This window comes from Streptomyces sp. NPDC059957 (assembly GCF_042730015.1).
Lineage (GTDB): Bacteria > Actinomycetota > Actinomycetes > Streptomycetales > Streptomycetaceae > Streptomyces.
Map to the genome: position 1 here is coordinate 138,847 of NZ_JBHWMB010000009.1, position 24,333 is coordinate 163,179.

General features: G+C 72.0%; 21 protein-coding genes. 10 read left to right on the forward strand and 11 right to left on the reverse strand.

Going from position 1 to position 24,333, the window contains the following annotated elements:
- Nucleotides 1-103: 103 nt before the first annotated feature.
- Together ACFWBW_RS09020 and ACFWBW_RS09025 are read right to left on the reverse strand one after the other, a co-directional pair.
- A complete protein-coding gene (locus ACFWBW_RS09020) occupies nucleotides 104-913 on the reverse strand; it encodes a hypothetical protein (protein WP_385369817.1) in 810 nt (269 codons plus the stop codon).
- 34 nt (nucleotides 914-947) lie between these two features.
- Nucleotides 948-1,589 (reverse strand): papain-like cysteine protease family protein, encoded by a 642-nt coding sequence (locus ACFWBW_RS09025; protein WP_385369819.1) that lies wholly within the window; start codon nucleotides 1,587-1,589, stop codon nucleotides 948-950.
- Between the two features lie 239 nt (nucleotides 1,590-1,828).
- Between ACFWBW_RS09025 and ACFWBW_RS09030 the strand changes: the two genes are divergently transcribed.
- Nucleotides 1,829-2,962 (forward strand): hypothetical protein, encoded by a 1,134-nt coding sequence (locus ACFWBW_RS09030; protein WP_385369821.1) that lies wholly within the window; start codon nucleotides 1,829-1,831, stop codon nucleotides 2,960-2,962.
- Between the two features lie 30 nt (nucleotides 2,963-2,992).
- Here ACFWBW_RS09030 and ACFWBW_RS09035 read toward each other — a convergent pair whose 3' ends face one another.
- Nucleotides 2,993-3,424, reverse strand: coding sequence for a Rieske 2Fe-2S domain-containing protein (locus tag ACFWBW_RS09035; protein WP_385369823.1), 432 nt, complete (start codon nucleotides 3,422-3,424; stop codon nucleotides 2,993-2,995).
- A 114-nt stretch (nucleotides 3,425-3,538) separates the two neighbouring features.
- On the opposite strand from ACFWBW_RS09035, the gene ACFWBW_RS09040 reads away from it, so the two are divergent.
- Complete coding sequence (locus ACFWBW_RS09040; protein WP_385369825.1) at nucleotides 3,539-4,438, forward strand: carbohydrate kinase; 900 nt, start codon at nucleotides 3,539-3,541, stop codon at nucleotides 4,436-4,438.
- Here the strand turns inward: ACFWBW_RS09040 and ACFWBW_RS09045 are convergent.
- Entirely contained in the window at nucleotides 4,413-5,018 is a 606-nt protein-coding gene (locus ACFWBW_RS09045) for a TetR/AcrR family transcriptional regulator (protein WP_385369827.1), read from the reverse strand. The two genes, ACFWBW_RS09040 and ACFWBW_RS09045, sit on opposite strands and share 26 nt — an antisense overlap.
- A gap of 111 nt (nucleotides 5,019-5,129) precedes the next feature.
- Here ACFWBW_RS09045 and ACFWBW_RS09050 point away from each other — a divergent pair, with 111 nt between their 5' ends.
- Together ACFWBW_RS09050 and ACFWBW_RS09055 are read left to right on the forward strand one after the other, a co-directional pair.
- Nucleotides 5,130-5,780 (forward strand): NAD(P)-dependent oxidoreductase, encoded by a 651-nt coding sequence (locus tag ACFWBW_RS09050; protein WP_385369829.1) that lies wholly within the window; start codon nucleotides 5,130-5,132, stop codon nucleotides 5,778-5,780.
- Between the two features lie 184 nt (nucleotides 5,781-5,964).
- Nucleotides 5,965-6,705 (forward strand): hypothetical protein, encoded by a 741-nt coding sequence (locus ACFWBW_RS09055; RefSeq protein ID WP_385369866.1) that lies wholly within the window; start codon nucleotides 5,965-5,967, stop codon nucleotides 6,703-6,705.
- Nucleotides 6,706-6,760: 55 nt separating this feature from the next.
- On the opposite strand, the gene uvrA is transcribed toward ACFWBW_RS09055, so the two are convergent.
- A complete protein-coding gene (gene uvrA / locus ACFWBW_RS09060; protein WP_385369831.1) occupies nucleotides 6,761-9,742 on the reverse strand; it encodes an excinuclease ABC subunit UvrA in 2,982 nt (993 codons plus the stop codon).
- 188 nt (nucleotides 9,743-9,930) lie between these two features.
- Between uvrA and ACFWBW_RS09065 the strand changes: the two genes are divergently transcribed.
- The 3 genes from ACFWBW_RS09065 (at nucleotide 9,931) to ACFWBW_RS09075 (ending at nucleotide 12,809) form a co-directional block, all read left to right on the forward strand.
- Nucleotides 9,931-10,620, forward strand: coding sequence for a maleylpyruvate isomerase family mycothiol-dependent enzyme (locus ACFWBW_RS09065; protein WP_385369833.1), 690 nt, complete (start codon nucleotides 9,931-9,933; stop codon nucleotides 10,618-10,620).
- A 9-nt stretch (nucleotides 10,621-10,629) separates the two neighbouring features.
- Complete coding sequence (locus ACFWBW_RS09070; protein ID WP_385369835.1) at nucleotides 10,630-11,286, forward strand: MBL fold metallo-hydrolase; 657 nt, start codon at nucleotides 10,630-10,632, stop codon at nucleotides 11,284-11,286.
- Between the two features lie 200 nt (nucleotides 11,287-11,486).
- On the forward strand, nucleotides 11,487-12,809 hold the full coding sequence (locus tag ACFWBW_RS09075; RefSeq protein WP_385369868.1) for an MFS transporter: 1,323 nt from the start codon (nucleotides 11,487-11,489) through the stop codon (nucleotides 12,807-12,809).
- 13 nt (nucleotides 12,810-12,822) lie between these two features.
- Here ACFWBW_RS09075 and ACFWBW_RS09080 read toward each other — a convergent pair whose 3' ends face one another.
- From ACFWBW_RS09080 to uvrB, 5 genes are all read right to left on the reverse strand, one after another.
- Nucleotides 12,823-14,046 carry a serine hydrolase domain-containing protein gene (locus ACFWBW_RS09080; RefSeq protein ID WP_385369836.1) on the reverse strand — a complete coding sequence of 408 codons (1,224 nt, stop codon included), beginning with the start codon at nucleotides 14,044-14,046 and terminating at the stop codon, nucleotides 12,823-12,825.
- Nucleotides 14,047-14,162: 116 nt separating this feature from the next.
- Complete coding sequence (locus ACFWBW_RS09085; RefSeq protein ID WP_385369838.1) at nucleotides 14,163-15,155, reverse strand: TerC family protein; 993 nt, start codon at nucleotides 15,153-15,155, stop codon at nucleotides 14,163-14,165.
- A gap of 267 nt (nucleotides 15,156-15,422) precedes the next feature.
- Nucleotides 15,423-17,390, reverse strand: a complete 1,968-nt coding sequence (locus ACFWBW_RS09090; RefSeq protein ID WP_385369840.1) for a TerD family protein — start codon at nucleotides 17,388-17,390, stop codon at nucleotides 15,423-15,425.
- Nucleotides 17,391-17,554: 164 nt separating this feature from the next.
- Nucleotides 17,555-18,133: a TerD family protein gene (locus ACFWBW_RS09095; RefSeq protein WP_385369842.1), complete on the reverse strand. Its 579-nt coding sequence runs from the start codon at nucleotides 18,131-18,133 to the stop codon at nucleotides 17,555-17,557.
- An 87-nt stretch (nucleotides 18,134-18,220) separates the two neighbouring features.
- Complete coding sequence (uvrB, locus tag ACFWBW_RS09100) at nucleotides 18,221-20,380, reverse strand: excinuclease ABC subunit UvrB (protein WP_385369843.1); 2,160 nt, start codon at nucleotides 20,378-20,380, stop codon at nucleotides 18,221-18,223.
- A gap of 243 nt (nucleotides 20,381-20,623) precedes the next feature.
- Here uvrB and ACFWBW_RS09105 point away from each other — a divergent pair, with 243 nt between their 5' ends.
- The 3 genes from ACFWBW_RS09105 (at nucleotide 20,624) to ACFWBW_RS09115 (ending at nucleotide 23,640) form a co-directional block, all read left to right on the forward strand.
- On the forward strand, nucleotides 20,624-21,508 hold the full coding sequence (locus ACFWBW_RS09105) for a glycerophosphodiester phosphodiesterase (protein WP_385369845.1): 885 nt from the start codon (nucleotides 20,624-20,626) through the stop codon (nucleotides 21,506-21,508).
- A gap of 121 nt (nucleotides 21,509-21,629) precedes the next feature.
- On the forward strand, nucleotides 21,630-22,190 hold the full coding sequence (locus ACFWBW_RS09110) for a methylated-DNA--[protein]-cysteine S-methyltransferase (protein WP_385369847.1): 561 nt from the start codon (nucleotides 21,630-21,632) through the stop codon (nucleotides 22,188-22,190).
- A 142-nt stretch (nucleotides 22,191-22,332) separates the two neighbouring features.
- Nucleotides 22,333-23,640: an MFS transporter gene (locus ACFWBW_RS09115; RefSeq protein ID WP_385369848.1), complete on the forward strand. Its 1,308-nt coding sequence runs from the start codon at nucleotides 22,333-22,335 to the stop codon at nucleotides 23,638-23,640.
- Here the strand turns inward: ACFWBW_RS09115 and ACFWBW_RS09120 are convergent.
- A complete protein-coding gene (locus tag ACFWBW_RS09120; protein ID WP_385369850.1) occupies nucleotides 23,634-24,023 on the reverse strand; it encodes a cupin domain-containing protein in 390 nt (129 codons plus the stop codon). The two genes, ACFWBW_RS09115 and ACFWBW_RS09120, sit on opposite strands and share 7 nt — an antisense overlap.
- Nucleotides 24,024-24,333 lie beyond the last annotated feature (310 nt).

The following is a 24,333-nucleotide window of genomic DNA, read 5'->3' on the forward strand; positions in this document are numbered from 1 at the left end:
TTTTCAGCCTTTTCCGGACCGAACAGACCAGAAAGGACGGTCCCCGCCCCAGAGGTGTCTGGCCGCCCGGCGGGCTGCCGGGCGGACGGGCCCCCTCGTGTGGCTACGCCCGCACCACCCGCTGCCGCCGGGCGTGCCGGACGGCCACCCCGCCGGCCGCGCCCAGCGCCAGAGCCACGGCCGCGGCGGTCATCGGGAGTCCGGTGAGGGCGGACCCGGTCCGGGCCGCGGACGTTTCCGCCGCCGTGGCTTCCGTGGGGGCGAAGCCACCGGCCTTCCCGGACTTGCCGTAGGCGGATCCCGGCAGCTTGTCCCCGTAGGCCTTCACGACCCGGGTCCGGTAGGCGGCCAGGCTCGTGCCCCGCGCGCCCACGGCCGTGGCCGCGTCCTCGTCCAGGGGCAGGACCCGCTCGCCGCCCGCCACGTACCAGGCGTCGATCTGCGGTTCGCGGAACACGGTCCCGCCGGGGAGTTTCGCCGCGCCGAGCCGTGCGTAGCGGAACTCGTCGTCGCCGGTGGCGATGTTCACCACCTGCCAGCCCGCTTCGGTCTTCGCGGTCCACAGGGCGGCCTGCTGTCCATCGGAGGAGACGGCCTTGCTGGCGAGGAACTCCAGGCGGGCCACGCTCGCGCCCGCCTTCCCCGCGACGAACTCCGGGGAGAGGTAGTGCACGGGAACCGTCTCGCCCTCGATGCGGGGCTGCGCGGCGGCGAGCGAGACCTTGCCCTCGCGGGCGAAGAAGCGGGACAGGGTGGCGAGCGTGTCGGGGGCCGCCGCCGTCCGCCCGGCGGCGGCGAGGTTCTCGGCGGTGGCGCTCTGGGGCTGCGGTACGGGCGCCGCGGACGCCTGGGTGGGGGCCAGGGCCAGTACGGCGGTCGCGGCGACGGCCGCGGCGGCGAGACGGGGGTTCATGAGGCGGGGATTCATGACGCGGGGATTCATGAGGTCACGCCCCGATCCGGTAGAGCGAGTGGGTCCAGGAGAAGGTGCTGTTGTCCACGTACCAGGCGTGGGAGGCCCAGTTGTAGCGGTCGCTGGAGGGCCACGGGTCTCCCCAGTACACCCAGCTGTTCGCGGTGTCGTAGCCGTAGATCACGTGCATGTGGCCACCGCCGTTGGACCACTGGATGCGGGTCTCGATCGGGCGGTTGGCGTTGATCTCGGTCTGCACGGTGGAGTACTGGAGCCAGCCGTTGACGTAGGAGCCGGCGTTGATGCCGGCCCAGCGCAGGCCGGTCTGCACATTGCCGAGGGTGGCCTGGTTGTTGGGGCAGTCGTAGCCCTGCTGGCGGTTGAAGGCGGCGTTGCAGAACTGGTTCTGGCTGTAGGTGCGGCCGAACCAGGTGGCGATGGTGTTGCCGCCGGCGGCCCAGCACCAGTTGGTCTTCTGCTGGGCCTGCATGGTGATGTTCAGCCGCTTGGACGCCAGGGCCGAGCTCTCGGCGGGGGCGGCGGCGACTGAGGAAGTGGCGGTCGTGGTGCCCGTACCGGCGGCGGCATCGGCGGCGGTGGCGGCAGCGGTGGGCAGGGCGAGGAGCAGGGCGGTGATGAAGGCGGCCAGGGTGAGCCGCCGGTTCGTGTGGCGCATCGCGTTCCTCCCGATGTGGGGAGTGGGGGTGGAGGAGCGCGTCCGGACGCTGTGGAGGAGCATCGGGGTGTTGTCGGGAACAGGTCAACACGCTTCAATACGGCGTGACATCGCGGTGTGAACGGTGGGGCCAGAGTGTGAACGTCCGCCGTCACCCCACCTGCCCCCACCGGGACCACGGGCGCCACCCGCCGGACCGCCCGCACCCCGCCGCGTGAACGTTCACAGGAGGAGCCGCCATGCGGTCCAGCGCGAACGGCACCTTCTCGGCCGGCGCCCCTGCGGCCGTCTCGGCTTCGAGCCGCTCCCTTCCGGCCGCCTCCCCTTCGGCCGGCTCCCCTTCGGCCGCCTCCCCTTCGGCCGGCTCCCCTTCGGCCGGCTCCCCTTCGGCCGGCTCCCCTTCGGCCGGCTCCCCTTCGAGCGGCTCCCCTTCGGAGACCGCCCGCGCGCAGGGCGCCCGGGATCTGCCGCGCCTGCTGCGCGACGGCCCCTTCCACCTCGCGCTCCGCGCCGCCCTCACCGCCCGCGGCCTGCCCCTGCACCGGGTGCAGCACCGGCTCGCGGCCCGCGGCATCAAGCTCGGGGTGACCAGCCTCAGTTACTGGCAGCAGGGCGCCCGGCGGCCGGGCCGCCCCGAGTCCCTGAAGGCCGTACGGGCCCTGGAACAGATCCTGGATCTGCCCGAGGGAGCCCTGCTGCGGCTGCTGGCCGCGCCGGATCCCGCCGCCCCGGGGACGGCCCGGCCGCCCGCGCGTTCGTACCGGGCGCTGTTCAGCGTGGGCGCGGCCGTGGAGGAGCTGCTGGCCGGCATGGAACTGCCCGCCGACGGCGGCCTGCACACCGTCGGCCACCACGAGCGGGTGCGGATCGGGCCCGCCGGGGAGCTGCTCGGCCGCGAATCGCAGCACGTCGTACGGGCCCACCGCGACGGGGTCGACCGGTACATCGCGGTCCACCACGGCGACCCTGGCTGCGATCCGGAGCGGATCCGGGTCCGGGCCGACGAGAACTGCCGGACCGGGCGGATCCGCCGCCATCCCGAAGCGGAGCTGGTCGTCGCCGAGCTGCTCTTCGACGCCCGGCTGCGGGCCGGGGACACCTACGTCTTCGGCTACGGCTTCGAGGACGGCACCGCGGGCCGCAGCACCGAGTACGTGCGCGGCTTCAGCTACACCGGCGGGCAGTACGTGCTCCAGGTCCGCTTCGACGAGGCGGCCCTGCCGGTGCGCTGCCGCCGCTTCACTCGCAGCGGACCGGACGCCCCGCGCGGGCGGCTCGCGGACCTGAACCCGAGCGGACCGCACCGGGCCGTGCACCTGGTGGAGCAGGGGGTGCGGCGCGGGATCCTGGGGATCGGGTGGGACTGGGAGTGAGCGCCGGCGCGGCGCCTCCCGAGCCCTCCGTCAGCCCGCGACGAGCTTGCCGCCCTCCACCTTCACCGGAACCTCCGGCAGCGGAGCGGCGGCCGGGCCGCGCAGCACCTTGCCCGTGGTCACGTCGAAGCGGCTGCCGTGGCAGGGGCAGTTGCCCTCACCCTCGACGATCTTGTCCAGCACGCAGCCGGAGTGGGTGCACTGGGCGCTGAAGGCCTTGTACTGGCCCGCCTCCGCGCAGCTGACCACGAGCTTCTTCTCCCGGAACAGCTTCGCGCCGCCGACCGGCACCTCGGCCGCCGCACCCAGCTCGACGGGTTCGGTGGGAACCGCCGGGGTGCCTCCCCCGCTGTTGGTCTCGGTGGAGCAGGCCGTCAGCGCAGCACCGCCGCCGACGGCTCCGACGATCGCGGCGGCGCCCTTGAGGACGGTACGGCGGGCGGCGGACTGCGAGGCGGACATGCGGTTCTCCCGGAGTGAGGACGGATCGAGGACGCGGCGGGGCCCGCATCGGCCCGGCCGGGCCCGGCGGGCCCACCCGACGATACCCGCGCCCGATGGGATACCTTCCCCCGCGTGATCGTCGTCGGTGGAGAAGCCCTGATCGACCTGGTGCCCGTCGCGCAGCCGCCGGGCGCCCTGCTGCCGCGGCCGGGCGGCGGACCGTACAACACCGCCGTCGCGCTGGGCCGGCTCGGCGTCCGGACCGCCTTCTGCTCCCGCGTCTCGACGGACGGCTTCGGCGCCTCGCTGCTCGACGGGCTGCGCGCGGCCGGGGTGGACCTCTCCCTGGTCCAGCGCGGACCGGAGCCGACCACGCTGGCGGTGCCCTCGCTGGCCCCGGACGGCTCGGCGGCGTACGGCTTCTACGTCGAGGGCACGGCCGACCGGCTGTTCCGGCTGCCGCCCGCGCTCCCCGAGGGGGTACGGGCCCTCGCGCTCGGTACCTGCTCGCTGGTGCTGGAGCCTGGGGCCAGTGCCTACGAGACCCTGCTGCGCCGGGAGTCCGGGCGCGGGCTGCTGACCCTGCTCGACCCCAACATCCGCCCGGCCCTGATCGCCGACCCGGCGGCCTACCGGGCCCGCTTCCTGTCCTGGCTGCCGCACGTCGGCGTGCTGAAGCTGTCGGAGGAGGACGCGGCGTGGCTGGGCGGCGGCGCGGGCGACTGGCTGGCGGCCGGCCCCTCCGCGGTGGTGCTCACCCGGGGCGCCGGCGGCCTGACGGTGTGGACGCGGGAGGGCGCGGAGCACTCGGTGCCCGCACGCCGGGTCTCGGTGGTGGACACCATCGGCGCGGGCGACACCGTGAACGCGGCCCTGCTCCACCGGCTCGCGGCCGGCGCGGGGGGCCCGGGTCCGGTGGACTGGCCCGCGGTGCTGTCCTACGCCGCCGCGGCGGCCGCGCTGACCTGCACCCGGGCGGGCGCGGAGCCTCCGTACGCCTCCGAGCTCAGCGGAGCGCGGCCCACACCGTAGCGGCCACCGCGGGGGCGAACTCCTCCACCGGCCCGACCGTGTCGGGCCCGGAGAAGTGCAGGAAGAAGGCCCGCTGGAAGCAGGCGCCGAGCAGCAGCGCGGCGGCGGCGGCCGGGTCGGCGTCGGGGCGCAGCCGACCGCGTTCGAGTTCGCGGAACAGGTGGCCGGTGAGGGCCTCCAGCACCACGTGCGGACCCGCACCGATGCTCCGTACGCCCTCGCGGTGGCGGGTGAGCAGGACGGGATCGGCGAAGAGCGAGCCGAACATGGGCATGGCATCGGCGTAGAAGAGCGAGGCGTACCGGGCGATCTCGGTCAGCCGCTCTTCGACGGGCTGGTCCCCCGGGTCGCTGGTCAGGGCCGCCATCATCGCTCCGGCGTTGGGGCGGCGCTCCATCAGCACGCGGACGAACAGCTCTTCCTTGTTCGCGAAGTACTTGTAGAGCGCGGCCTCCGAGCAGCCCGCCTCACGGGCGATGGCCTTCGTGGTGGCGTTGGCCAGGCCGGTGGTGCGCATCAGGGTCTCGGCCGCATCGAGCAGGCGCTCCGGGGTGGACCGGCTTGACTTTGGGGTGAGCATTCACTCACCATAACGGAAGCGGGGGTGAGTGAGCACTCACCCACCCCTTCTCGGTCATGCACCACACGTCATGCGCCACACGTCATGCGTCACGCAAATGTGGGAGCCAGGATGAAACTCACGGTGTTCGGAGCCACGGGCGGAATCGGCCACGAGGTGGTCCGCCAAGCACTCGAAGCGGGTCACGAGGTGACGGCGGTCGTCCGCGACCCGGCTCGGCTGGACGTACCGGCACACGAACGGCTGCGGGTGGCGGTCGTGCGGGACCTGTCCGACGAGGACGCGCTCGTCCCGGTGCTGGAGGGACAGGAGGCGGTGGTCTCCGCGCTCGGCCCGACGAGCAACAAGCAGGCCCGGCTCACCCCGGTTGCGGGGCCGGCCCTGCGGTCGATCGTCTCCGCGATGGACCGGGCCGGGGTGAGCCGCCTGTCGGCGGTCAGCGCGGCGCCGGTGGGTCCGCAGTCGCCGCGGGACGGCGCGCTCACCCGGGTGGTCGTCTACCCGCTGCTGCGCAGGGCGCTGCGGGACGTGTACGCGGACCTCACCGTCATGGAGGCGGCGATCGCCGCGAGCCGTACGCAGTGGACGGTGATCCGGCCGCCGCGGCTGCTGAACCGGCCGTTCACGGGGGCGTACCGCAGGGCGGTCGACGCCAACGTCCCGGGCGGCAAGGTGATCGCACGGGCCGACGTCGCCGACGCCCTCCTGACCGCCCTGTCCGACCCCTCGACGTCGGGCCACGCCATCGGCGTCGCCGCCTGACGGCCTCGCGCACGGTCCCCTGTTGATCGGCGAGGGTACGAAAGCCCGCGGCCGTCCCCCGCGGGGGTGGGCATGGTCATCGATGGGGACGACGACGCGGGCGCTCGCGCCTTCCGGCCGGGACCCCACCCCGAACGGCGGTTCCCGTCGTGCGGGGCACGGCCCCGGCCGGGAGGGTGACGGCATGGGCCACTGGTGGTACCGCAATGTCCTGGAGCCGGGGAAGCTGCCGCTGCTCCTCGCGCTGGCGGCGTTCGTCGCCGCCTTCACCGTGACCCGGGTCATCACCCGGATGATCCGCGCGGGCAAGGGGCCGTTCCGCAACGTCACTCCGGGCGGGCTGCACATCCACCACGCCGTTCCGGGAGTGATCCTGATGACCGTCGGCGGTTTCACGGGCATCGCCGCGGCCGGCCGGTCGGGGTGGGGGGCCGCGGTGGCGGCAGTCTTGTTCGGGATGGGGACGGGGCTGGTCCTGGACGAGTTCGCGTTGATCCTGCACCTGAGCGACGTCTACTGGACCAAGCAGGGCACGATCAGCATCGAGGTCGTGATCATGACCACGGCGCTTGCGTCGTTGTTGCTCTGCGGGTTCCTTCCGCTGGGGGTGGACGGGCTGACGCCCGATGAGGAGCGCAACCGGCTGACGGCGGTCGCCACGGTGGTGGTGAACCTGCTGTTCGCGGTCGTGGCCCTGTTCAAGGGGAAACCCCGGATGGCCGTTCTCGGCGCGGTCGTTCCGCTCATCGCGATGGTCGCCGCCGTACGGCTGGCCCGTCCGGCGTCCCCATGGGCCCGCCGCCTCTACGGCGGCCGGGCCAAGACCCGCGCCCGGGCCCTCAAGCGGGCCTATCACCACGACCGGCGCTGGAACGGACTGCGGCGCCGCGTGGACTACCTCATCGGCGGCGCGCCCAGCCAGTAGCAGCCCGGGAGGCGGCGCCGCCCCCGACAACGGGACGGGCGCCGCCTCCGAGGGGCTACGCCTTGCGCGCCCTCGCGGCCTTCTTCGCAGGCGCCGCGGCCGCTGCCTTCTTCGCGGCAGCGGCGGGAGCCGCCTTCTTCCGCGCGGCCACCTTCTTCACCGGCCGGGCCGGCTCGGAGGCGGCGTCGGAGATGCGGTCCGCGCCCAGGATGTCCCGCAGGAACTTGCCCGTGTGGCTCGCGCCCACCGAGGCGACCTGCTCGGGCGTGCCCTCGGCGACGACGAGGCCGCCTCCGTACCCGCCCTCGGGGCCCATGTCCACGACCCAGTCAGCGGTCTTGACGACATCGAGGTTGTGCTCGATGACGATCACCGTGTTGCCCTTGTCGACCAGCCCGGACAGCACCTTGATGAGCTTCGAGATGTCCTCGAAGTGCAGACCCGTCGTCGGCTCGTCCAGGACGTACACCGTCCGGCCCGTCGACCGCTTCTGGAGCTCCGAGGCCAGCTTCACGCGCTGCGCCTCGCCGCCCGAAAGCGTCGGCGCCGACTGGCCGAGGCGGACGTATCCGAGCCCGACCTCGTTCAGCGTCTTGAGGTGCCGCGAGATCGTCGGGACCGCCTCGAAGAACCCGGCGGCCTCCTCGATCGGCATGTTCAGGACCTCGGCGATGGACTTGCCCTTGTAGTGGACCTCCAGCGTCTCCCGGTTGTACCGGTCGCCGTGGCAGACCTCGCACGGGACGTAGACGTCCGGCAGGAAGTTCATCTCGATCTTGATCGTGCCGTCGCCGGAGCAGTTCTCGCACCGGCCGCCCTTCACGTTGAAGGAGAAGCGGCCCGGCAGATAGCCGCGCACCTTCGCCTCCATCGTCTCCGCGAAGAGCTTGCGGACGTGGTCGAAGACACCGGTGTAGGTGGCCGGGTTGGACCGGGGGGTCCGGCCGATGGGCGACTGGTCCACGTGCACGACCTTGTCGACGAGGTCGTCGCCGTCCACCCGCGTGTGCCGTCCCGGCACCGACCGCGCGCCATTGAGCTCGCGGGCGAGGTGCGTGTACAGGATGTCGTTGACCAGCGTCGACTTGCCGGAGCCCGATACGCCCGTCACCGCCGTGAGCACGCCCAGCGGGAAGGACACGTCGATGTCCCGCAGGTTGTTCTCCTTGGCGCCGTGGACCGTGAGCCTGCGCGAGGGGTCCACAGGACGGCGTACGTCCGGGAGCGGGATGGACCGCTTGCCTGACAGGTACTGGCCGGTGATCGACTCGGGGTTCTTCAGCAGATCCTTCAGCGAGCCGCTGTGCACGACCTTGCCGCCGTGCTCACCGGCGCCGGGGCCGATGTCCACGACCCAGTCGGCCACCTTGATGGTGTCCTCGTCGTGCTCGACGACGATCAGGGTGTTGCCCATGTCCCGCAGCCGGACGAGGGTCTCGATCAGCCGGTGGTTGTCCCGCTGGTGCAGGCCGATGGAGGGCTCGTCCAGGACGTAGAGCACGCCCACCAGGCCGGAACCGATCTGCGTGGCGAGGCGGATGCGCTGGGCCTCGCCGCCCGAGAGGGTGCCGGCGGCGCGGTTGAGCGAGAGGTAGTCCAGGCCGACGTCGACGAGGAAGCGGAGCCGCTCGTTGACCTCCTTGAGGACCCGCTCGGCGATCTTCTTGTCGCGGGCGTCGAGCTTGAGGCGCCCGAGGAAGTCCGCGCACTCGCTGATCGACATCGCCGCGACGTCCGCGATCGAGCGGTCCATGACCGTCACCGCGAGCACGATCGGCTTGAGCCGGGTGCCCTGGCAGGTGGGGCACGGCACCTCGCGCATGTAGCCCTCGAAGCGCTCACGGCTGGCGTCGCTCTCGGACTCCGAGTGGCGCCGCTTCACGAACGGCACGGCGCCCTCGAAGGCCGTGGTGTAGGCCCGCTCGCGCCCGTACCGGTTGCGGTAGCGGACCTCGATCTGCGTCTTGTGGCCGTACAGCAGGGCCTTCTTCGCCCGCAGCGGCAGCCCGGCCCACGCGATGTCGGTGCGGAAGCCCAGCTCCTCGGCGAGCGCGCCGACCAGCCGCTGGAAGTAGTCCTTGGTGTGGCCGAGCGACCACGGCGAGACCGCGCCCTCGTCCAGGGACTTGTCCTCGTCCGGGACGATCAGCTCCGGGTCCACCTCCATGCGCGTACCGATGCCGGTGCACTCGGGGCAGGCGCCGAAGGGGGAGTTGAAGGAGAAGGAGCGCGGCTCCAGCTCCTCGAAGGAGAGGTCGTCGTACGGGCAGTAGAGGTGCTCGGAGTACATCCGCTCACGCTCGGGGTCGTCCTCCGCGAGGTCGACGAAGTCCAGGATCACCATGCCGCCCGACAGCCCGAGGGCGGTCTCCACGGAGTCCGTCAGCCGGCGCTTGGCGCTGTCCTTGACGGTGAGGCGGTCGATGACCACCTCGATGGTGTGCTTCTCCTGCTTCTTCAGCGTGGGCGGTTCGGAGAGCTGGATCGTCTCCCCGTCCACCCGGGCCCGGCTGTAGCCCTTGGTCTGGAGGTCGGCGAAGAGGTCGACGAATTCGCCCTTGCGCTCGCGCACCAGCGGCGAGAGCACCTGGAACCGGCTGCCCTCGGGCAGCGCGAGCACCTTGTCGACGATCGCCTGCGGCGACTGCCGCGAGATCGGCCGGCTGCACTCGGGGCAGTGGGGCTTGCCGATGCGCGCGAAGAGCAGGCGGAGGTAGTCGTAGACCTCGGTGATGGTGCCGACGGTGGAGCGCGGATTGCGCGAGGTGGACTTCTGGTCGATGGAGACGGCCGGGGAGAGGCCCTCGATGAAGTCGACGTCGGGCTTGTCCATCTGCCCGAGGAACTGGCGGGCGTACGAGGACAGCGACTCGACGTAGCGGCGCTGGCCCTCGGCGAAGATCGTGTCGAAGGCCAGGGAGGACTTGCCCGACCCGGAGAGTCCGGTGAAGACGATGAGCGAGTCACGCGGCAGATCAAGAGAGACGTTCTTGAGGTTGTGCTCGCGAGCGCCACGAACGATGAGACGGTCGGTCACGCCGGTCCGCACCTTTCTTGAGAGAGCGGGGGCACTGGCCCCCGTCCCAAGGGTATTGGGGGGCGCCTCTGCGGTGGAGTGGGAGACTGGACTCCGAGCGTATAGCACGTGCATTCGATTTTCGGCACTCCGCAGCCCTCTTCACCCGATCGTGTGGCGAGGGCCCCTCAACCACTAGGCTCGGCCGCATGATTGATCATGCGCACGACCTGCGTTCCGTACGTGAGGCCACCGATCTGCTGCTGACCGCGGTCGCGAAGCTGGACAACGCTTCCCTGGCCGAAGAGTCACGTCTCCCCGGCTGGAGCCGAGGGCACGTCCTGGCCCACCTCGCCCGGAACGCGGACGCCCTGGTCGAGGTCTTCGAGGGTCGCCCGATGTACGAGAGCGCCACCTCCCGGGAGTCCGACATCGAGCGGGATGCGGGCCGTCCCCTGCTGGAACAGCTCGAGGACGTCCGGAATTCCGCGGACCGCTGGCAGGCCGTCGCCGACCGCCCGCAGGACTGGACCCGCACCGTGGAACTGCGCAACGGGGTCACCGACACCGCGGCCCGGGTCCCCTTCCGGCGCCTGATCGAGGTCGAGCTGCACCACGTCGACCTGAACATCGGCTACGAGCTGTCCGACCTGCCCGAGGAGTTCACCCGCCGGGAGATCGAGTTCCTGGCCGAGCGCTGGTCGGGACGCCCGGAGGTGCCGCCCACCGCCCTGTCCGCCACCGACGGACGCCAGTGGCGGACCGGCTCCGCCGGAGACCCGGCCGTCACCGTCACCGGCACCGCCGCCGCGCTCCTGGGCTGGCTGGCCGGCCGCGGGGACAAGGGAGCGTCCCTGACCACCGAGGGCGGCCCCCTGCCGGCCCTCCCTCCGCTCTAGGATCGGTCCATGACGTACAGCGGAGCAGTCAAGGTCGGCGGTCCGGCCGACGTGCACGAACTCTCGGACCTGATGATTTCCAAAGTCGCGGTGGGCCCGATGAACAACAACGCCTACCTGCTGCGCTGCCGGGCCACCGACGAGCAGCTGCTGATCGACGCGGCCGCCGAGCCGGAGACCCTGCTGAGCCTGATCGGCGACGGAGGCATCGCCTCCGTGGTCACCACCCACCGGCACGGCGACCACTGGGGGGCGCTGGCGGACGTGGTCGCGGCGACCGGCGCGCGGACGTACGCGGGCGCCCACGACGCGGAGGGCATCCCGGTCACCACCGACGTGCTCGTGGCGGACGGGGACACGATCACGGTCGGACGGGTCACGCTGACCGCCCGCCACCTGGTCGGCCACACCCCCGGCTCGATCGCGCTGGTCTACGACGACCCGCACGGCCACGCGCACGTGTTCACCGGCGACTGCCTCTTCCCGGGCGGCGTCGGCAACACCTCGGGCGACCAGAAGGCCTTCACGAGCCTGCTCGACGACGTGGAGAGCAAGCTGTTCGGCGAGCTGTCGGACGAGACCTGGGTCTACCCCGGCCACGGCAACGACACCACGCTCGGCGCCGAGCGCCCCCACCTGGCCGAATGGCGCGAGCGCGGCTGGTGACGGGCGCCGAAGGGAACGCCGGCCCGTCAACCTCACGCCGGACCGCACTCCCTTCCGGTCATTGATGGCCGAACGCATGTCCTGAGGGGGCGGGGCAGGGTAATTGCTGCACCATGCAACAGGACCACCCCTCCCCCGCCCCCCTCCCCCGGGCCAAGGCCGTCCCGGCCGCCGCCGCCCCGGACCCCTCCTCCCCCTCGATGCTCCGGCTCGCCTCGGCCTCCCTCGTCGGCACCGCCATCGAGTTCTACGACTTCTTCGTCTACGGCACCGCCGCCGCCCTGGTGCTCGGCCCGCTCTTCTTCCCCTCCTTCTCCCCGCTCGCCGGCACCCTCGCCGCCTTCGGCACCTTCGGCGTCGGCTTCCTCGCCCGGCCCCTCGGCTCCGCCCTCTTCGGCCACATCGGCGACCGGTACGGCCGCCGCCCGGTGCTCCTCGCCTCCCTGCTGCTCACCGGCCTCGCCACGGTGGCGGTGGGCTGCGTGCCCTCGTACGCCTCCATCGGGATGGCCGCCCCCGTCCTGCTGGTCCTGCTGCGCTTCCTCCAGGGCCTCGGCCTCGGCGGGGAGTGGGGCGGCGCGGTGCTGCTGACCTCGGAGCACGCCCCCGAGGGGCGGCGCGGACTGTGGTCGAGCTTCCCTCAGATGGGTCCGGCGGTGGGCTTCCTGCTGGCCAACGGTCTGATGCTGGCCCTGTCGAGCACGCTGTCCGACGGGCAGTTCGCCGCCTGGGGCTGGCGGGTGCCGTTCTGGGTGGCGGGGCTGCTGGCCCTGACCGGGCTGTGGCTGCGCCGCTCGGTGGAGGAGACCCCGCAGTTCCGCGCACTGGCCGAGACCGGTCACCGGGCCGAAGCCCCGCTCGCCGAGGTCCTACGAGGCCACTGGCGCCTGCTCCTGCTGACCGGCGGGGCACTGGCCGTGGGCTACGCCGTCTTCTACGCGGTCACCACCTGGTCCCTCGCGTACGCCACCGAGCACCTCGGCGTGCACCGCTCCGTGATGCTGGCCTGCATCATGGTGGCCGTCGCGCTCAAGGGTGCGGCCACCCCGGTGATCGCGGTGCTCGGCGACCGCCACGGCCGGCGCCCGCTGTGCCTGGCGGGCTGCGCGGCCTCCGCGCTGTGGATGTTCCCGTTCGTGGCGCTGCTGCGCACCGCGGACCCGCTGCTGATGACGGTGGGCCTGTTCGGCGCCCTGCTCGGCATGGTGACGATGTTCGCGGTGGTGGGCGCGTACCTGCCCGAGCTGTACGCCCCGCGGATCCGCTGCACGGGCGCGGCCGTCGGCTACAACCTCGGCGGTGTGCTGGGCGGTGCGCTGACCCCGATCGTCGCGACGGCCCTGGCGGACGGCTCGGGGCCGCCGTGGGCCGTCGCCGTGTACCTGACGGCGATCGCCCTGGTCTCGCTGGCCTGCTTCGCGCTGCTGCCGGAGACCAACCCGGTGGTGGTCCGGCAGCGGACGGTCGGGGACGCCGGCGCGGAGGCCGGGAAGGGGGCGGCCGAGGCGGCCGCCCCCGTGTAGCGCGGGGCCCGGGTCAGTCCTTCTGGGGCACGGTCGGCTTGTGTCCCGGGTACACGTGGCCGGGGGTCACGATGCTGGTGACGGCCTCCCCGAAGAGCGTGCTGGGCTCCTGGCCCTTGTAGAGGTCGTCGGTGTTCAACACGATGACCATGGTGGCCTGCTCCTCCGGCAGGTAGACGGTCAGCGTCTCGTATCCGGGCAGCGACCCGTTGTGGCCGATCCAGCCCTGGACGTTGAAGATGCCGAGCCCGTAACCCGCCCCGGGGATGATGCCGATCGGCTGGGTCTTCAGCCGCTCGGCCTGGGTCGCGGGAGTCAGGAGGGTGCCGGTGGCGAGGGTCTTCGCCCAGCTGCGCAGGTCCTCCAGGTCGGAGACCATCGCTCCGGCGGCCCAGGCCCAGGACGGGTCCCAGTCGGTCGCGTCCACGATCTTCCCGCCGGGCAGGTCGTTGGTGTAGCCGTGTGCGTGCGGCTCGGGGAACTCCTTGCCGACGGGGAAGAGCGTGCGGTCGCTCAGCCCGGCGGGCTTCACCACGTCCTGATCGATGACCTCCTGGATCGGCCGGCCGGTGATCTTCTCGACCAGCAGGCCGAGCAGGATCAGGTTGGTGTTGGAGTACTCGAACTTCGCGCCCGGCTCGAAGTTCACCGGGTGCTTGAAGGAGATGTCGAGCAGCTGCTGCGGCGTGAAGGTGGAGGTGCCGCTGAGCTCCTTGTCGAAGCCCGCGTCCTCGCTGTAGTTGAAGAGCCCGCTGCGCATGCCCGCGAGTTCACGCAGGGTGATGCGGTCCCCGTTGGGGACGCCGCTGATGTACTTGCCGATCGGGTCGTCCAGGGCGAGCTTGCCCTGGTCCACGAGCTGGAGGAGGGCGGTGACCGTGAACGTCTTGGTCTCGCTGCCGATCCGTACCCCGAGATCGGGCTTCATCGGTGCGCCGGTCGCCTTGTCGGCCACGCCGAAGGACTTCACGTAGCTGCCCTTGCCGGGGGCCCACAGCCCCACGGTCACGCCCGGCACCTTCGCCAGGTCCATCACCTCGCGCACGGCCGTGTCCAGTCGGGCCGCGACGGCCGGCGTGAGCTGGGGGAATTCGCCGTCCGGCGACGGAGCGGCGGTCACGGACCGCGCCGGGGCGGTGGCCCCGTACGCGGTGCCCGCGACCGCCGGGACCAAGAGGGCGCCTGCGGCCGAGACGGCCACGCAGGCCCTGCGCATGCGCATACGGGTCGGCCTCATCGCAGGGCCTCCTGTCGTACGACGGCCAGGGCAAGCAACATCCTCAGCCTAGGCGTGTGCCACCCCGGTCGCGCGGCGACCGGGGTGGCACAGGATCAGACCGGGGTGTCCCGGGATCAGGCGTCGATGCGCTCCGGGCCGGAGGCGGCCTCGGCGGCCTCGGCCTCGGCCTGCTTCTTCGAGGCGATCAGGCTGGTGATCGTGGTGATCACCAGGACACCGCAGATGACGCCCAGGGAGACCGGGATGGAGATCTGCGGGACGTGCAGGCCCGACTCGTGCAGGGCGTGCAGCACGAGCTTGACGCCGATGAAGCCGAGGATGACGGAGAGGCCGTAGCTGAGGTGGACCAGCTTCTTGAGCAGGCCGCCGATGAGGAAGTACAGCTGGCGCAGACCCATCAGCGCGAAGGCGTTGGCCGTGAAGACGATGTACGGGTCCTGGGTGAGGCCGAAGATCGCGGGGATCGAGTCCAGGGCGAACAGCACGTCGGTGGTGCCGATGGCGAGCATGACGACCATCAGCGGGGTCAGGACGCGCTTGCCGTTGTTCTGGATGAAGAGCTTGGTGCCGTGGTAGCGGTCGGCGACGCCGAACTTCTTCTCGATGGACTTCAGGAGGCGGTTCTCCTCGAACTCCTCGTCGTCCTCGTCCTTGCGGGCTTCCTGGATCAGCTTCCACGCGGTGTAGATGAGGAACGCGCCGAAGATGTAGAAGACCCAGGAGAAGTTGGTGATGATCGCCGCGCCGGCGGCGATGAAGATGGCGCGCAGGACCAGGGCGATCAGTACGCCGATCAGCAGGACGCGCTGCTGGAGCTGTGAGGGCACCGCGAACTTCGCCATGATCAGGACGAAGACGAAGAGGTTGTCCACGCTCAGGGACTTCTCGGTGATGAATCCGGCGAAGAACTCCTGCGAGGCCTGGCCGTTTCCGAACACCAGCAGGCCGAGGCCGAAGAGCACCGCGAGGACGATCCAGACGACCGTCCAGATGCCCGCTTCCTTCATGGATACGTCGTGCGGCTTGCGGCCGATGAAGAAATCGGCGCCGATGAGGATGCTCAGACCGAGAATGGTCAGCACCCAGAGGAGCAACGAAACGTCCACTATTAACACGCCTCCGGCAGATGGCTCAGAACTTTGTCAGCGTCATCGCTGCCGGAGGTCTCTTCCACCCGGACGGCCAGGAGGCCACGGGCCGGCGCCCCGGGACCGATTGCAGTCCGTATTGACGGGCACGCCGTAGCAGGAAAGCAGGAATACTCCCCTCCGCGCTCACCAGGGTACCCGCCGTGGGCACGAAAGGTAAAGGGAACCCCAAGAACTGGTCAGTAGCCGGTCATCCGGGGTGTGCGGCGGACCGCCCGGCCGCCGCTACCGAGCGCCTCCCCGGGCCGCCGCGACCCGCTCCAGCGCCTGGTCGAGGACCCGGCTGCCCTGCGGGGGCAGGTCCGGCTCGAAGATCCACGCGTGGTGGACCCAGGGGTCGGCGAGGTGGTTGTCCGGTACGGGCGACAGCCGCATGAGCGAGCGCCACAGCGGGTCCAGCAGCGGCCCGTACGCCGAGGCCTCGTCACGGTCCGCGACCATCAGGAGGTGCACGCCGACCGCCGGACCCTCGTCGGCCAGGTAGCGCAAACGGGTGACGGCCCGGTCGTCGAAGCCGTGCGGGAAGTCGTGCACGATCAGCAGCTGGTCGGAGGTGTCCACATCGGGCGGCAGGTCCTCGGGAGCCCCGGCCCGCACCGCCATCTGGACGAGGTCCACCCGGCGGGTCAGCCGCTCCAGGGTCTCGGTGACCCCGGCGGCGCCCGCGGCGGGCGGCCCTGCCAGCACTCCGGCGCGCACCAGCGGGGCCAGCGAGGCGGCTCCGGCGCCGGCCGCGTCGATGACGTGGACGGCGAACCGGTCGGCGGGGTGGGCGGCCAGCATCCGCGCCGCGTGCGCGACGGCCATGTCCATGGCGGCCCGGCGCAGCCGGTCGGTGTCCATCGCCATGGCCGCCTCGGAGCCGGTGCGGCCGTTGTCGATCCACAGGCCGCGCTCCAGCGGGACCCGAACCAGCATGGGGATGCGCAGGTCGGGCCGCTCGGGCAGGTGGAGGTCGCCCAGGCGCAGGGCCAGGGGGGCCTCGGCGGGCACGGCGTGCGCCTGCCAGACCGGGTTGTCCCAGCGCGCGTACGCGGCGGGCAGCGCGGGCTCGACCACCTCGGACTCGGAGGTGAGCTGGACCAGGTCCCGGTCGAGGACCTCCTGCGCCCGCGCGACCAGTTCCTCGCGGCGGGCCCGGGCGGTGTCCCGGGCGGCGTTTCCGGAGCCGCCGAGCCGGTGCCGGGGGTCGGACAGCGCCTCGTCGAGCTCGCGGTCCATCCGGGAGTCGGCGAATTCGACGGCGCCGCGGTAGGCGGCGACGGCGCGGGCCAGATCCTCGAACATGCCCCAGACCTGGTTGTAGAGCCGCTCCTCCATGGACCAGCCGCTCGCGTCCCCGGCGACGGGACGGGGCGCCTCGCCCGGCCGGGCCGGCGCGGCCGGGCGAGGCCCGGGCTCCGGCGACTCGGTGCTGGTGCGGCGGCGCGGGTGGGCGTAGCTGATGGTGGGCGGGCCGCCCGCGGTGTCCGCGACCGGCTCCGGGGGCATCGGCGGGGGCGTGGGGGCGGCGGGAGCGTCCTGCGGAGCCGGAGCCGGAGCCGGGGACGGGGTCTGGGCCGGCGTCTGGGCCGTGGCCGGGGCCCGGAGCCCGCGCGGGACGGTCGGGGCCGGCCCGCCGGGCATGACGGCGAGGGTGATGTCTCCGGCCGGCGCCGTGCCCAGGGCGGCTGCGGCCAGTTCGACCGCGGCCGGGGCGGGCAGCCCGGCGTCGGTCAGGAGCGCGCCGAGGCCGGCGGCGTACCCCTGGCCGACGGCGCGCACCTTCCAGGCGCCCTGGCGCCGGTACAGCTCCAGGGCCACGACCGCGGTCTCCGACTCCAGTCCGGTCAGCGTGTACCCGGCGAGCTCCGCGCCCTCCGGGTCGGCCACGGACACGTAGGAGGCGGGGACCGCGCCGAAGTGCCCCGGTCCGCCGGGCGGCAGGACCAAGACGAGGCCGACCCGGTGGACGGCCGGTGCGACCGCGTCGAGGTCGACCGCTATGCGGTGCTGCCCTGAGGCCTCCCCGGGCACTTCCAGCCCGGGGAGGGTGCGGGCGCCCGGGTGGGCGACCGCACCGGGGCCGGCGAGCCGGCCCGTGTCGTCGCCGAGCTGGGCCAGGGCGAGCACGGGTGTGCCCGCCGAGACCCTGATCTCCACTCGGCTCCGGGACAGGGGGTGGTTCTGCCCCCGGACCAGTTCGGCCGTCATCGTGCAGCCCCTCCCCCGTACCCGTTCTTCCGCCGGGCCCTCGATCGTGCCCGGTCCTGCTGTGCCGTGCTGTTCTACTGGCCGTGCTGTTCTGCCGGCTGTGCTGTTCTACCGGCTGTGCTGTTGCGCTGCTCCACTCGGCTGGGCCGAGCTGCCGGTCCTGCTTACAGGTGCGGCAGGATCGACGGCATCAGGTCCTGGAAGGTGCGGCCGTTGGCCGGGTTTCCGAGGGCCGTCATCTGCCAGCCGGCGCCGACGCGCGACACCTTCGCCATGATCTGAGCGGTGTACTGGCCGCCACCGTCCAGCGTGTAGCGGGCCAGCTCCTGGCCGTTGGTCTCGTCCACGATGCGGCAGAAGGCGTTCTCCACCTCCTGGAACGTCTGACCGGTGAAGGAGTTCACCGTGAAGACGATCTGGTCGATGTGCACCGGCACGCGCTGCAGGTCGACGAGGATCGACTCGTCGTCCCCGCCCTGGCCGACGCCGCCGACGAGGTTGTCACCGGTGTGCTTGACCGAGCCGTCGTCGCTCTGCAGGTGCCGGAAGAAGACGACGTCCACGGGCTGCTTGTCGGCGAAGAGCACCGCCGAGGCGTCGAGGTCGATCTCCCGGGTCCGCGAGCCGAACAGCCCCCGGCGCTTGGCCGCCTGCCAACCGAGGCCCATCCGGACCGCGGTCAGCGTGCCTCCGTCCGCCTTCTGCAGATTGATGGCCTGACCCTTGGTCATGTTGACCGTCACGCGCTGTCCCCTCTCCATAGCCCTCCCCCGATGGGGGTGCGCAGCGTGTACCTGCGGCTGGTGCCAACCCTACTGACCGCCTCCGGCTCAGGCGAGGCCCGCTTCCTTCATCTGTCGGAGCTCCTTCTTCAGCTCGCCGACCTCGTCCCGGATCCGGGCCGCGACCTCGAACTGCAGCTCGGCGGCCGCGCCCCGCATCCGTTCGGTCATCTGCTCGATGAGCGCGGCCAGTTCGGCGGCGGGACGGTCGGTCGCCGCCACGGGACCCTTCGCCCCCTTGGCGCCCTTGGCCCCGGCCTTGCCGCCCGACGCGGCCTGCGATGCCTTGCCGCCCAGCGCCGGGACGGGCACCTTGAGAGCCTTGCCGTCCTTCGTCTGCCGGTAGCCGGTGCCGAGGAGCTCCTCGGTGTCGAGCTCCTCGCGGGCGATCGTGGCCACGATGTCGTTGATCTTCTTGCGCAGCGGCTGCGGGTCGATCCCGTGGGCCGTGTTGTAGGCGACCTGCTTCTCGCGGCGCCGGTTCGTCTCGTCGATCGCCTGGGCCATCGCCGGGGTGATGCTGTCCGCGTACATGTGGACCTCGCCGGAGACGTTGCGCGCCGCGCGGCCGATGGTCTGGATCAGCGAGGTCCCCGACCGCAGGAAGCCCTGCTTGTCGGCGTCGAGGATGGCCACCAGCGACACCTCGGGCAGGTCGAGGCCCTCGCGGAGCAGGTTGATGCCGACCAGGACGTCGTATTCGCCGGCCCGCAGCTCGCGCAGCAGCTCGATGCGGCGCAGGGTGTCCACGTCGCTGTGCAGGTAGCGGACCTGGATGCCGAGCTCCAGGAAGTAGTCGGTGAGGTCCTCGGCCATCTTCTTGGTGAGGGTGGTGACCAGGACCCGCTCGTCCTTCTCCACCCGCCGGCGGATCTCGTGCACCAGGTCGTCGATCTGGCCCTCGGTGGGCTTGACCACGACCTCCGGGTCGATGAGACCGGTCGGGCGGATGATCTGCTCGACGAAGCCGTCGCCGCGCGAGAGCTCGTACTTCCCCGGGGTGGCCGACAGGTAGACGGTCTGGCCGATCCGCTCCTGGAACTCCTCCCACTTCAGCGGCCGGTTGTCGAGGGCCGACGGGAGCCGGAAGCCGTGGTCGACGAGGGTCCGCTTGCGGGAGGCATCGCCCTCGTACATCGCGCCGATCTGGGGCACGGTGACGTGCGACTCGTCGATGACGAGGAGGAAGTCCTCGGGGAAGTAGTCGATGAGGGTGTTCGGGGCGGAGCCGCGCTCCCGGTCGTCCATGTGCAGCGAGTAGTTCTCGATGCCGGAGCAGGAGCCGATCTGGCGCATCATCTCCAGGTCGTAGGTGGTGCGCATGCGCAGGCGCTGCGCCTCCAGCATCTTGCCCTGCTTCTCCAGCTCGGCGAGGCGCTCGGCGAGCTCGGCCTCGATGCCGCGGACCGCCTTCTCCATGCGCTCGGGGCCGGCGACGTAGTGGCTGGCGGGGAAGACGTAGAGCTCGCGGTCCTCGCTGATCACCTCGCCGGTCAGCGGGTGCAGGGTGGACAGGGCCTCGATCTCGTCGCCGAACATCTCGATGCGGACGGCCAGTTCCTCGTAGACCGGGAAGATCTCGATGGTGTCGCCGCGCACCCGGAAGGTGCCCCGGGTGAAGGCCACGTCGTTGCGGGTGTACTGGATGTCGACGAAGCGACGCAGGAGCTGGTCCCGGTCCATCTCCTCGCCGACCTTGAGGGGGACCATCCGGTCCACGTACTCCTGCGGGGTGCCGAGGCCGTAGATGCAGGACACGGAGGCGACGACGATGACGTCGCGCCGGGTGAGGAGGGAGTTCGTCGCGGAGTGGCGCAGCCGCTCCACCTCCTCGTTGATCGAGGAGTCCTTCTCGATGTAGGTGTCCGACTGCGGTACGTACGCCTCGGGCTGGTAGTAGTCGTAGTACGAGACGAAGTACTCGACCGCGTTGTTCGGCAGGAGCTCGCGGAACTCGTTCGCCAGCTGGGCGGCGAGCGTCTTGTTCGGCGCCATCACCAGGGTGGGCCGCTGGAGCTTCTCGATCATCCAGGCGGTCGTCGCCGACTTGCCGGTTCCGGTCGCGCCGAGCAGCACGACATCCTTCTCACCTGCACGGATGCGCTTCTCCAGCTCGGCGATGGCCGCCGGCTGGTCGCCGCTGGGCGTGTAGGAGCTGACGACCTCGAAAGGCGCCACCGTGCGTTCGATCTTCGATACGGGCCGCATGGGTCAACCGTACGACCACCCACTGACACTCGAGGCCCGCCCGCCCCGGTCGGAGCCGTGCGGGCCTGGTCCGTTTGTCGTAGTTCGGTGGCGGCCCGGTGATCGCCAACCCCATGATCGCCGTACGCGGCTCTCCCTGAAAGTGCGTCGGAAACGCACCGCCGCCAGTGCATCGCCGCAACGAATGCCGCTCCGCGCCCGTTTGACGGCAGGAGCAGGGCTCATGACCCGAGGAGAACGCGCATGTACGTCCGATCCGCCGCCGCGGCCACCGCCGCCTTCCTGGGACTCACGCTGGCCATGTGCGGCGCGGGCTCAGCCTCGGCCGCACCCGGTCCGGACTGGCTGTCCAACCCGATCGTGTACGCCCACCGGGGGGCTTCGGCGTACGCCCCGGAGAACACCCTGGAGGCGATCGACCTCGCCATGGAGATGGGCTTCGACTGGGTGGAGAACGACGTCCAGCGCACCAAGGACGGGGAGCTCGTGGTCATCCACGACGACACCCTGGCCCGGACGACCGACGTCGAGCAGGTGTTCCCCGATCGCAAGCCCTGGCGGGTGAAGGACTTCACCGCGGAGGAGATCGCCCGGCTGGACGCGGGCAGCTGGTTCGGGCAGGAGTTCGCGGGCGCCCGCGTACCGACCCTGCGGACGTACATGAACCGGGTCCAGCGCAACCAGCAGCGGCTGCTCCTGGAGATCAAGAAGCCGGAGCTCTACCCGGGGATCGAGCGGCAGACCCTGGACGTGCTGGGCGAGACCGGCTGGCTCGAGGAGAACCGCGTGGCCCGCCGGCTGGTGGTCCAGAGCTTCAGCGCCGCCTCGGTCCGCACCGTGCACGAGCTGCGCCCCGACCTGATCACGGCCTTCCTCGGCACCCCGGCCCTCGCCGACCTGCCGCGGTACGCGGAGTTCACCGACCGGATCAACCCCTGGCACACCACCATCAACAGCGACTGGGTCGCCGCGGTGCACGGGCTGCTCGGCGCCCACGGCAAGGCGCTGGAAGTGGACACCTGGATCGTGGACGACGCCGCGACCGCCCGGAAGGTCCAGGACATGGGCGTGGACGGGATCATCACCGACAATCCCGACGTCGTACGGGAAGCTGTCGGCGGCTACTGACGCGGCTGACGCGGCTGACCTGTGCGGCGGTGCCCGCGGTTTCCTCGCTGTCGGCGCAGTCCTCGCTGTCACCGCCGGCACCGCCGGCACCGCTGTCAGTGGGGCGCCGTACCGTGAAGGGGTGGACACTTCCGGGCCCCGCGGGCCGCACCTCGAATGGACCGTCGTCGACAGCGACATCGGGCCACTGCTCCTCGCCGCCACCCCCGAGGGCCTGGTCAAGGTCGAGTTCCATGCCGGACCGGGCCGGGCCGAGAAGCTGATCGGCGCCCTGATCTCCCGCCTCGGCGCCGACGCCCGGCGCCCGCCGCCGGGCGAGGAGGTTCTGCTGGCCGAGCCGATACGCCAGCTGAAGGCCTACTTCGCCGGTACGCTGCGCCGCTTCGAGCTGCCGCTGGACTGGCGGCTCAGCTCCGGCTTCAACCGGCAGGTCCTGCTGGAGCTGGACCGCACCGTGCCCTACGGAGCGGTCGTCGGGTACGGCGAGCTGGCCGCACGGGCCGGGGCCCCGGGCGCGGCCCAGGCCGTCGGCAACGCCATGGGCTCGAACCCGCTGCCCCTGGTGGTGGCCTGCCACCGGGTCGTGGAGAACGACGGGGGCATCGGCGGCTTCGGCGGCGGCGTGGAGACCAAGCGCCACCTCCTGGCCTTGGAGGGGGTACTCCCCCAGCCGCTGTTCTGAGGCGGCCGGCCGTGCTCCCGGTGCTCCCCGTACTTCCGGAAACCCTGTTCCGCCCGCTTGGCGAGGGGTGCGAAACTGCGGCGGTGACCACACCTTGCGCCGCGCCCGCAGCCCCTCCGCGTCCGTGTCGGAGGTGGACCGCGTGAGCACCGCGCCCGGCACCGCCCGGCCCGCCGTCTCGGTCACCGCCGCCGACCTGCCCCGGCTGCGGCGCCGCACCTCCGGGGTACTGATCTCAGGCCAGGTGCTGGGCGGGATCGGCGTGCCCATCAGCATCGCCCTGGCCCCGGTCCTGGCCACCGAGGTCAGCGGCACGGAATCGCTCTCCGGCTTCGCCTCGACCGCCTCGGTGATCGGCACCGCGGCCGTCTCCCTGCCGCTCGCCGCGCTGATGACCGCGCGCGGCCGCCGGCCCGGCCTGGTCCTGGCCTACGTGATCGGCGCGGCCGGGGCCGCCCTCGTCGTGCTCGCCGCCTCGATCAAGAGCTTCCCGCTGCTGATGCTCGGCATGGCCGCCTTCGGAGCGGCCTCCTCCGCCAACCTCCAGGCCCGCTTCGCCGCCGCCGACCTCGCCGAGCCCGACCACCGTGCACGGGCGATCTCCGTCGTCGTCTGGGCCTCCACCATCGGCGCCGTGCTCGGCCCCAACCTGTCCGCCCCGGCCAGCCGCAGCTTCGCCGGCACCTCCATACCCCCGATGGCGGGGCCCTTCATATGGGCCGGCGCCATCTTCCTGCTCACCGCCACGCTGATCGGCGTACTCCTGCGCCCGGACCCGCTGCTGACGGCCCGCGCGCTCGCCCCGGCCGAGGACCAGACCCGCGCCGGGCGGTCTCTGCGCGCCGGGTTCGCGGCCGTCAAGGCCTCCCCCCGGGCCCGGCTCGCGCTGCTCACCATCGCGGTGTCACACACCACCATGGTCTCGATCATGGTGATGACCCCGGTCGACCTCGGACACCACGGAGCCGGGCTCCAGCTCATCGGGCTGGTCATCAGCGGGCACATCGCCGGCATGTTCGCCTTCTCGCCGGTGATGGGCTGGCTCGCGGACCGGATCGGCCGGCTGTCCGTGATCGGGCTCGCCGCCGGACTGCTGTCCATCGCCGCGCTGCTCGCCGGCACGGCCGACGGGAACCACACCCAGAGCGGCGCCGGCCTTTTCCTGCTCGGCCTGGGCTGGTCCGCCGGCATGGTGTCCGGCTCGGCGCTGCTGACCGACTCGGTGCCGCAGCCCGTACGAGCCGCCGTACAGGGGCTGGGCGACCTCACCATGAACACCGCCGCCGGGGTCGGCGGCGCCGCCGCCGGGCTGGTCATGGCCCAGGCGGGCTACGGCTGGCTCAACGCGGCCGCAGCCGCCCTGCTGCTGCCGATGGCGGCGCTCGCCCTGTTCACCTCGCGCCGCCGTCCGGTGAAGGCCGCGGACACCGGGACCGGCACCGGTCAGTAGCTGATGTGGTAGGCCTTGCGGAGGGTCTCGTGGACGGTCCAGGTGGTCTTGTCGCCCTCGCGCAGGACGCATGCGGAGCCGGGGCCGACCTCCAGGGTCTCGCCGCCCTCCACCTCGACGGTGGCGCGTCCGCTGACCACCACGAACAGCTCGTTCGCCTCGGTGTCGGTGACCACGCCCGGGGTGATCTGCCAGATCCCGCGCACCTGCGAGCCGTCCGGCGCCTCCCACAGCACCTTGCCCGTCACGACGGGGTTCCCGGAGACGATCTGCGCGGGGTCCAGCTCGTCCACTTCCAGCTCGGAGTCGGGGAAGTCCGGGACGGAGACGGCGAAGGAGGCGGGTCCGGGGGCGGGGGCATCGCGGTGATCACTTGTGCTCATGGTCCGGGAGCCTAATCGGGGCACCCGGCGCGCCGGGGTGACCAGATCGTCCAGCGCGTGCCCGCCCCACCCGTCACCCTGTCGCCCCCTTGACGCGCCGCTCGCGCGGCTCGGCCCCTGGGGGCCTCCCCGGCTTCGCGCCGCTGCGCCGGACTCCGTCCGGGCGTGGGGCCTGTGGGAGGGTGCGGGTGGTGCGGCCCTGCGGGGCGGAGTCCCCTACCCGCCCTTCGCCCGTTCCCCGGGCTCTGCCCGGACCCGGTCCTCAAACGCCGGACGGGCTGGACATGCTGGCTGGCGCGGGCCAAAATCC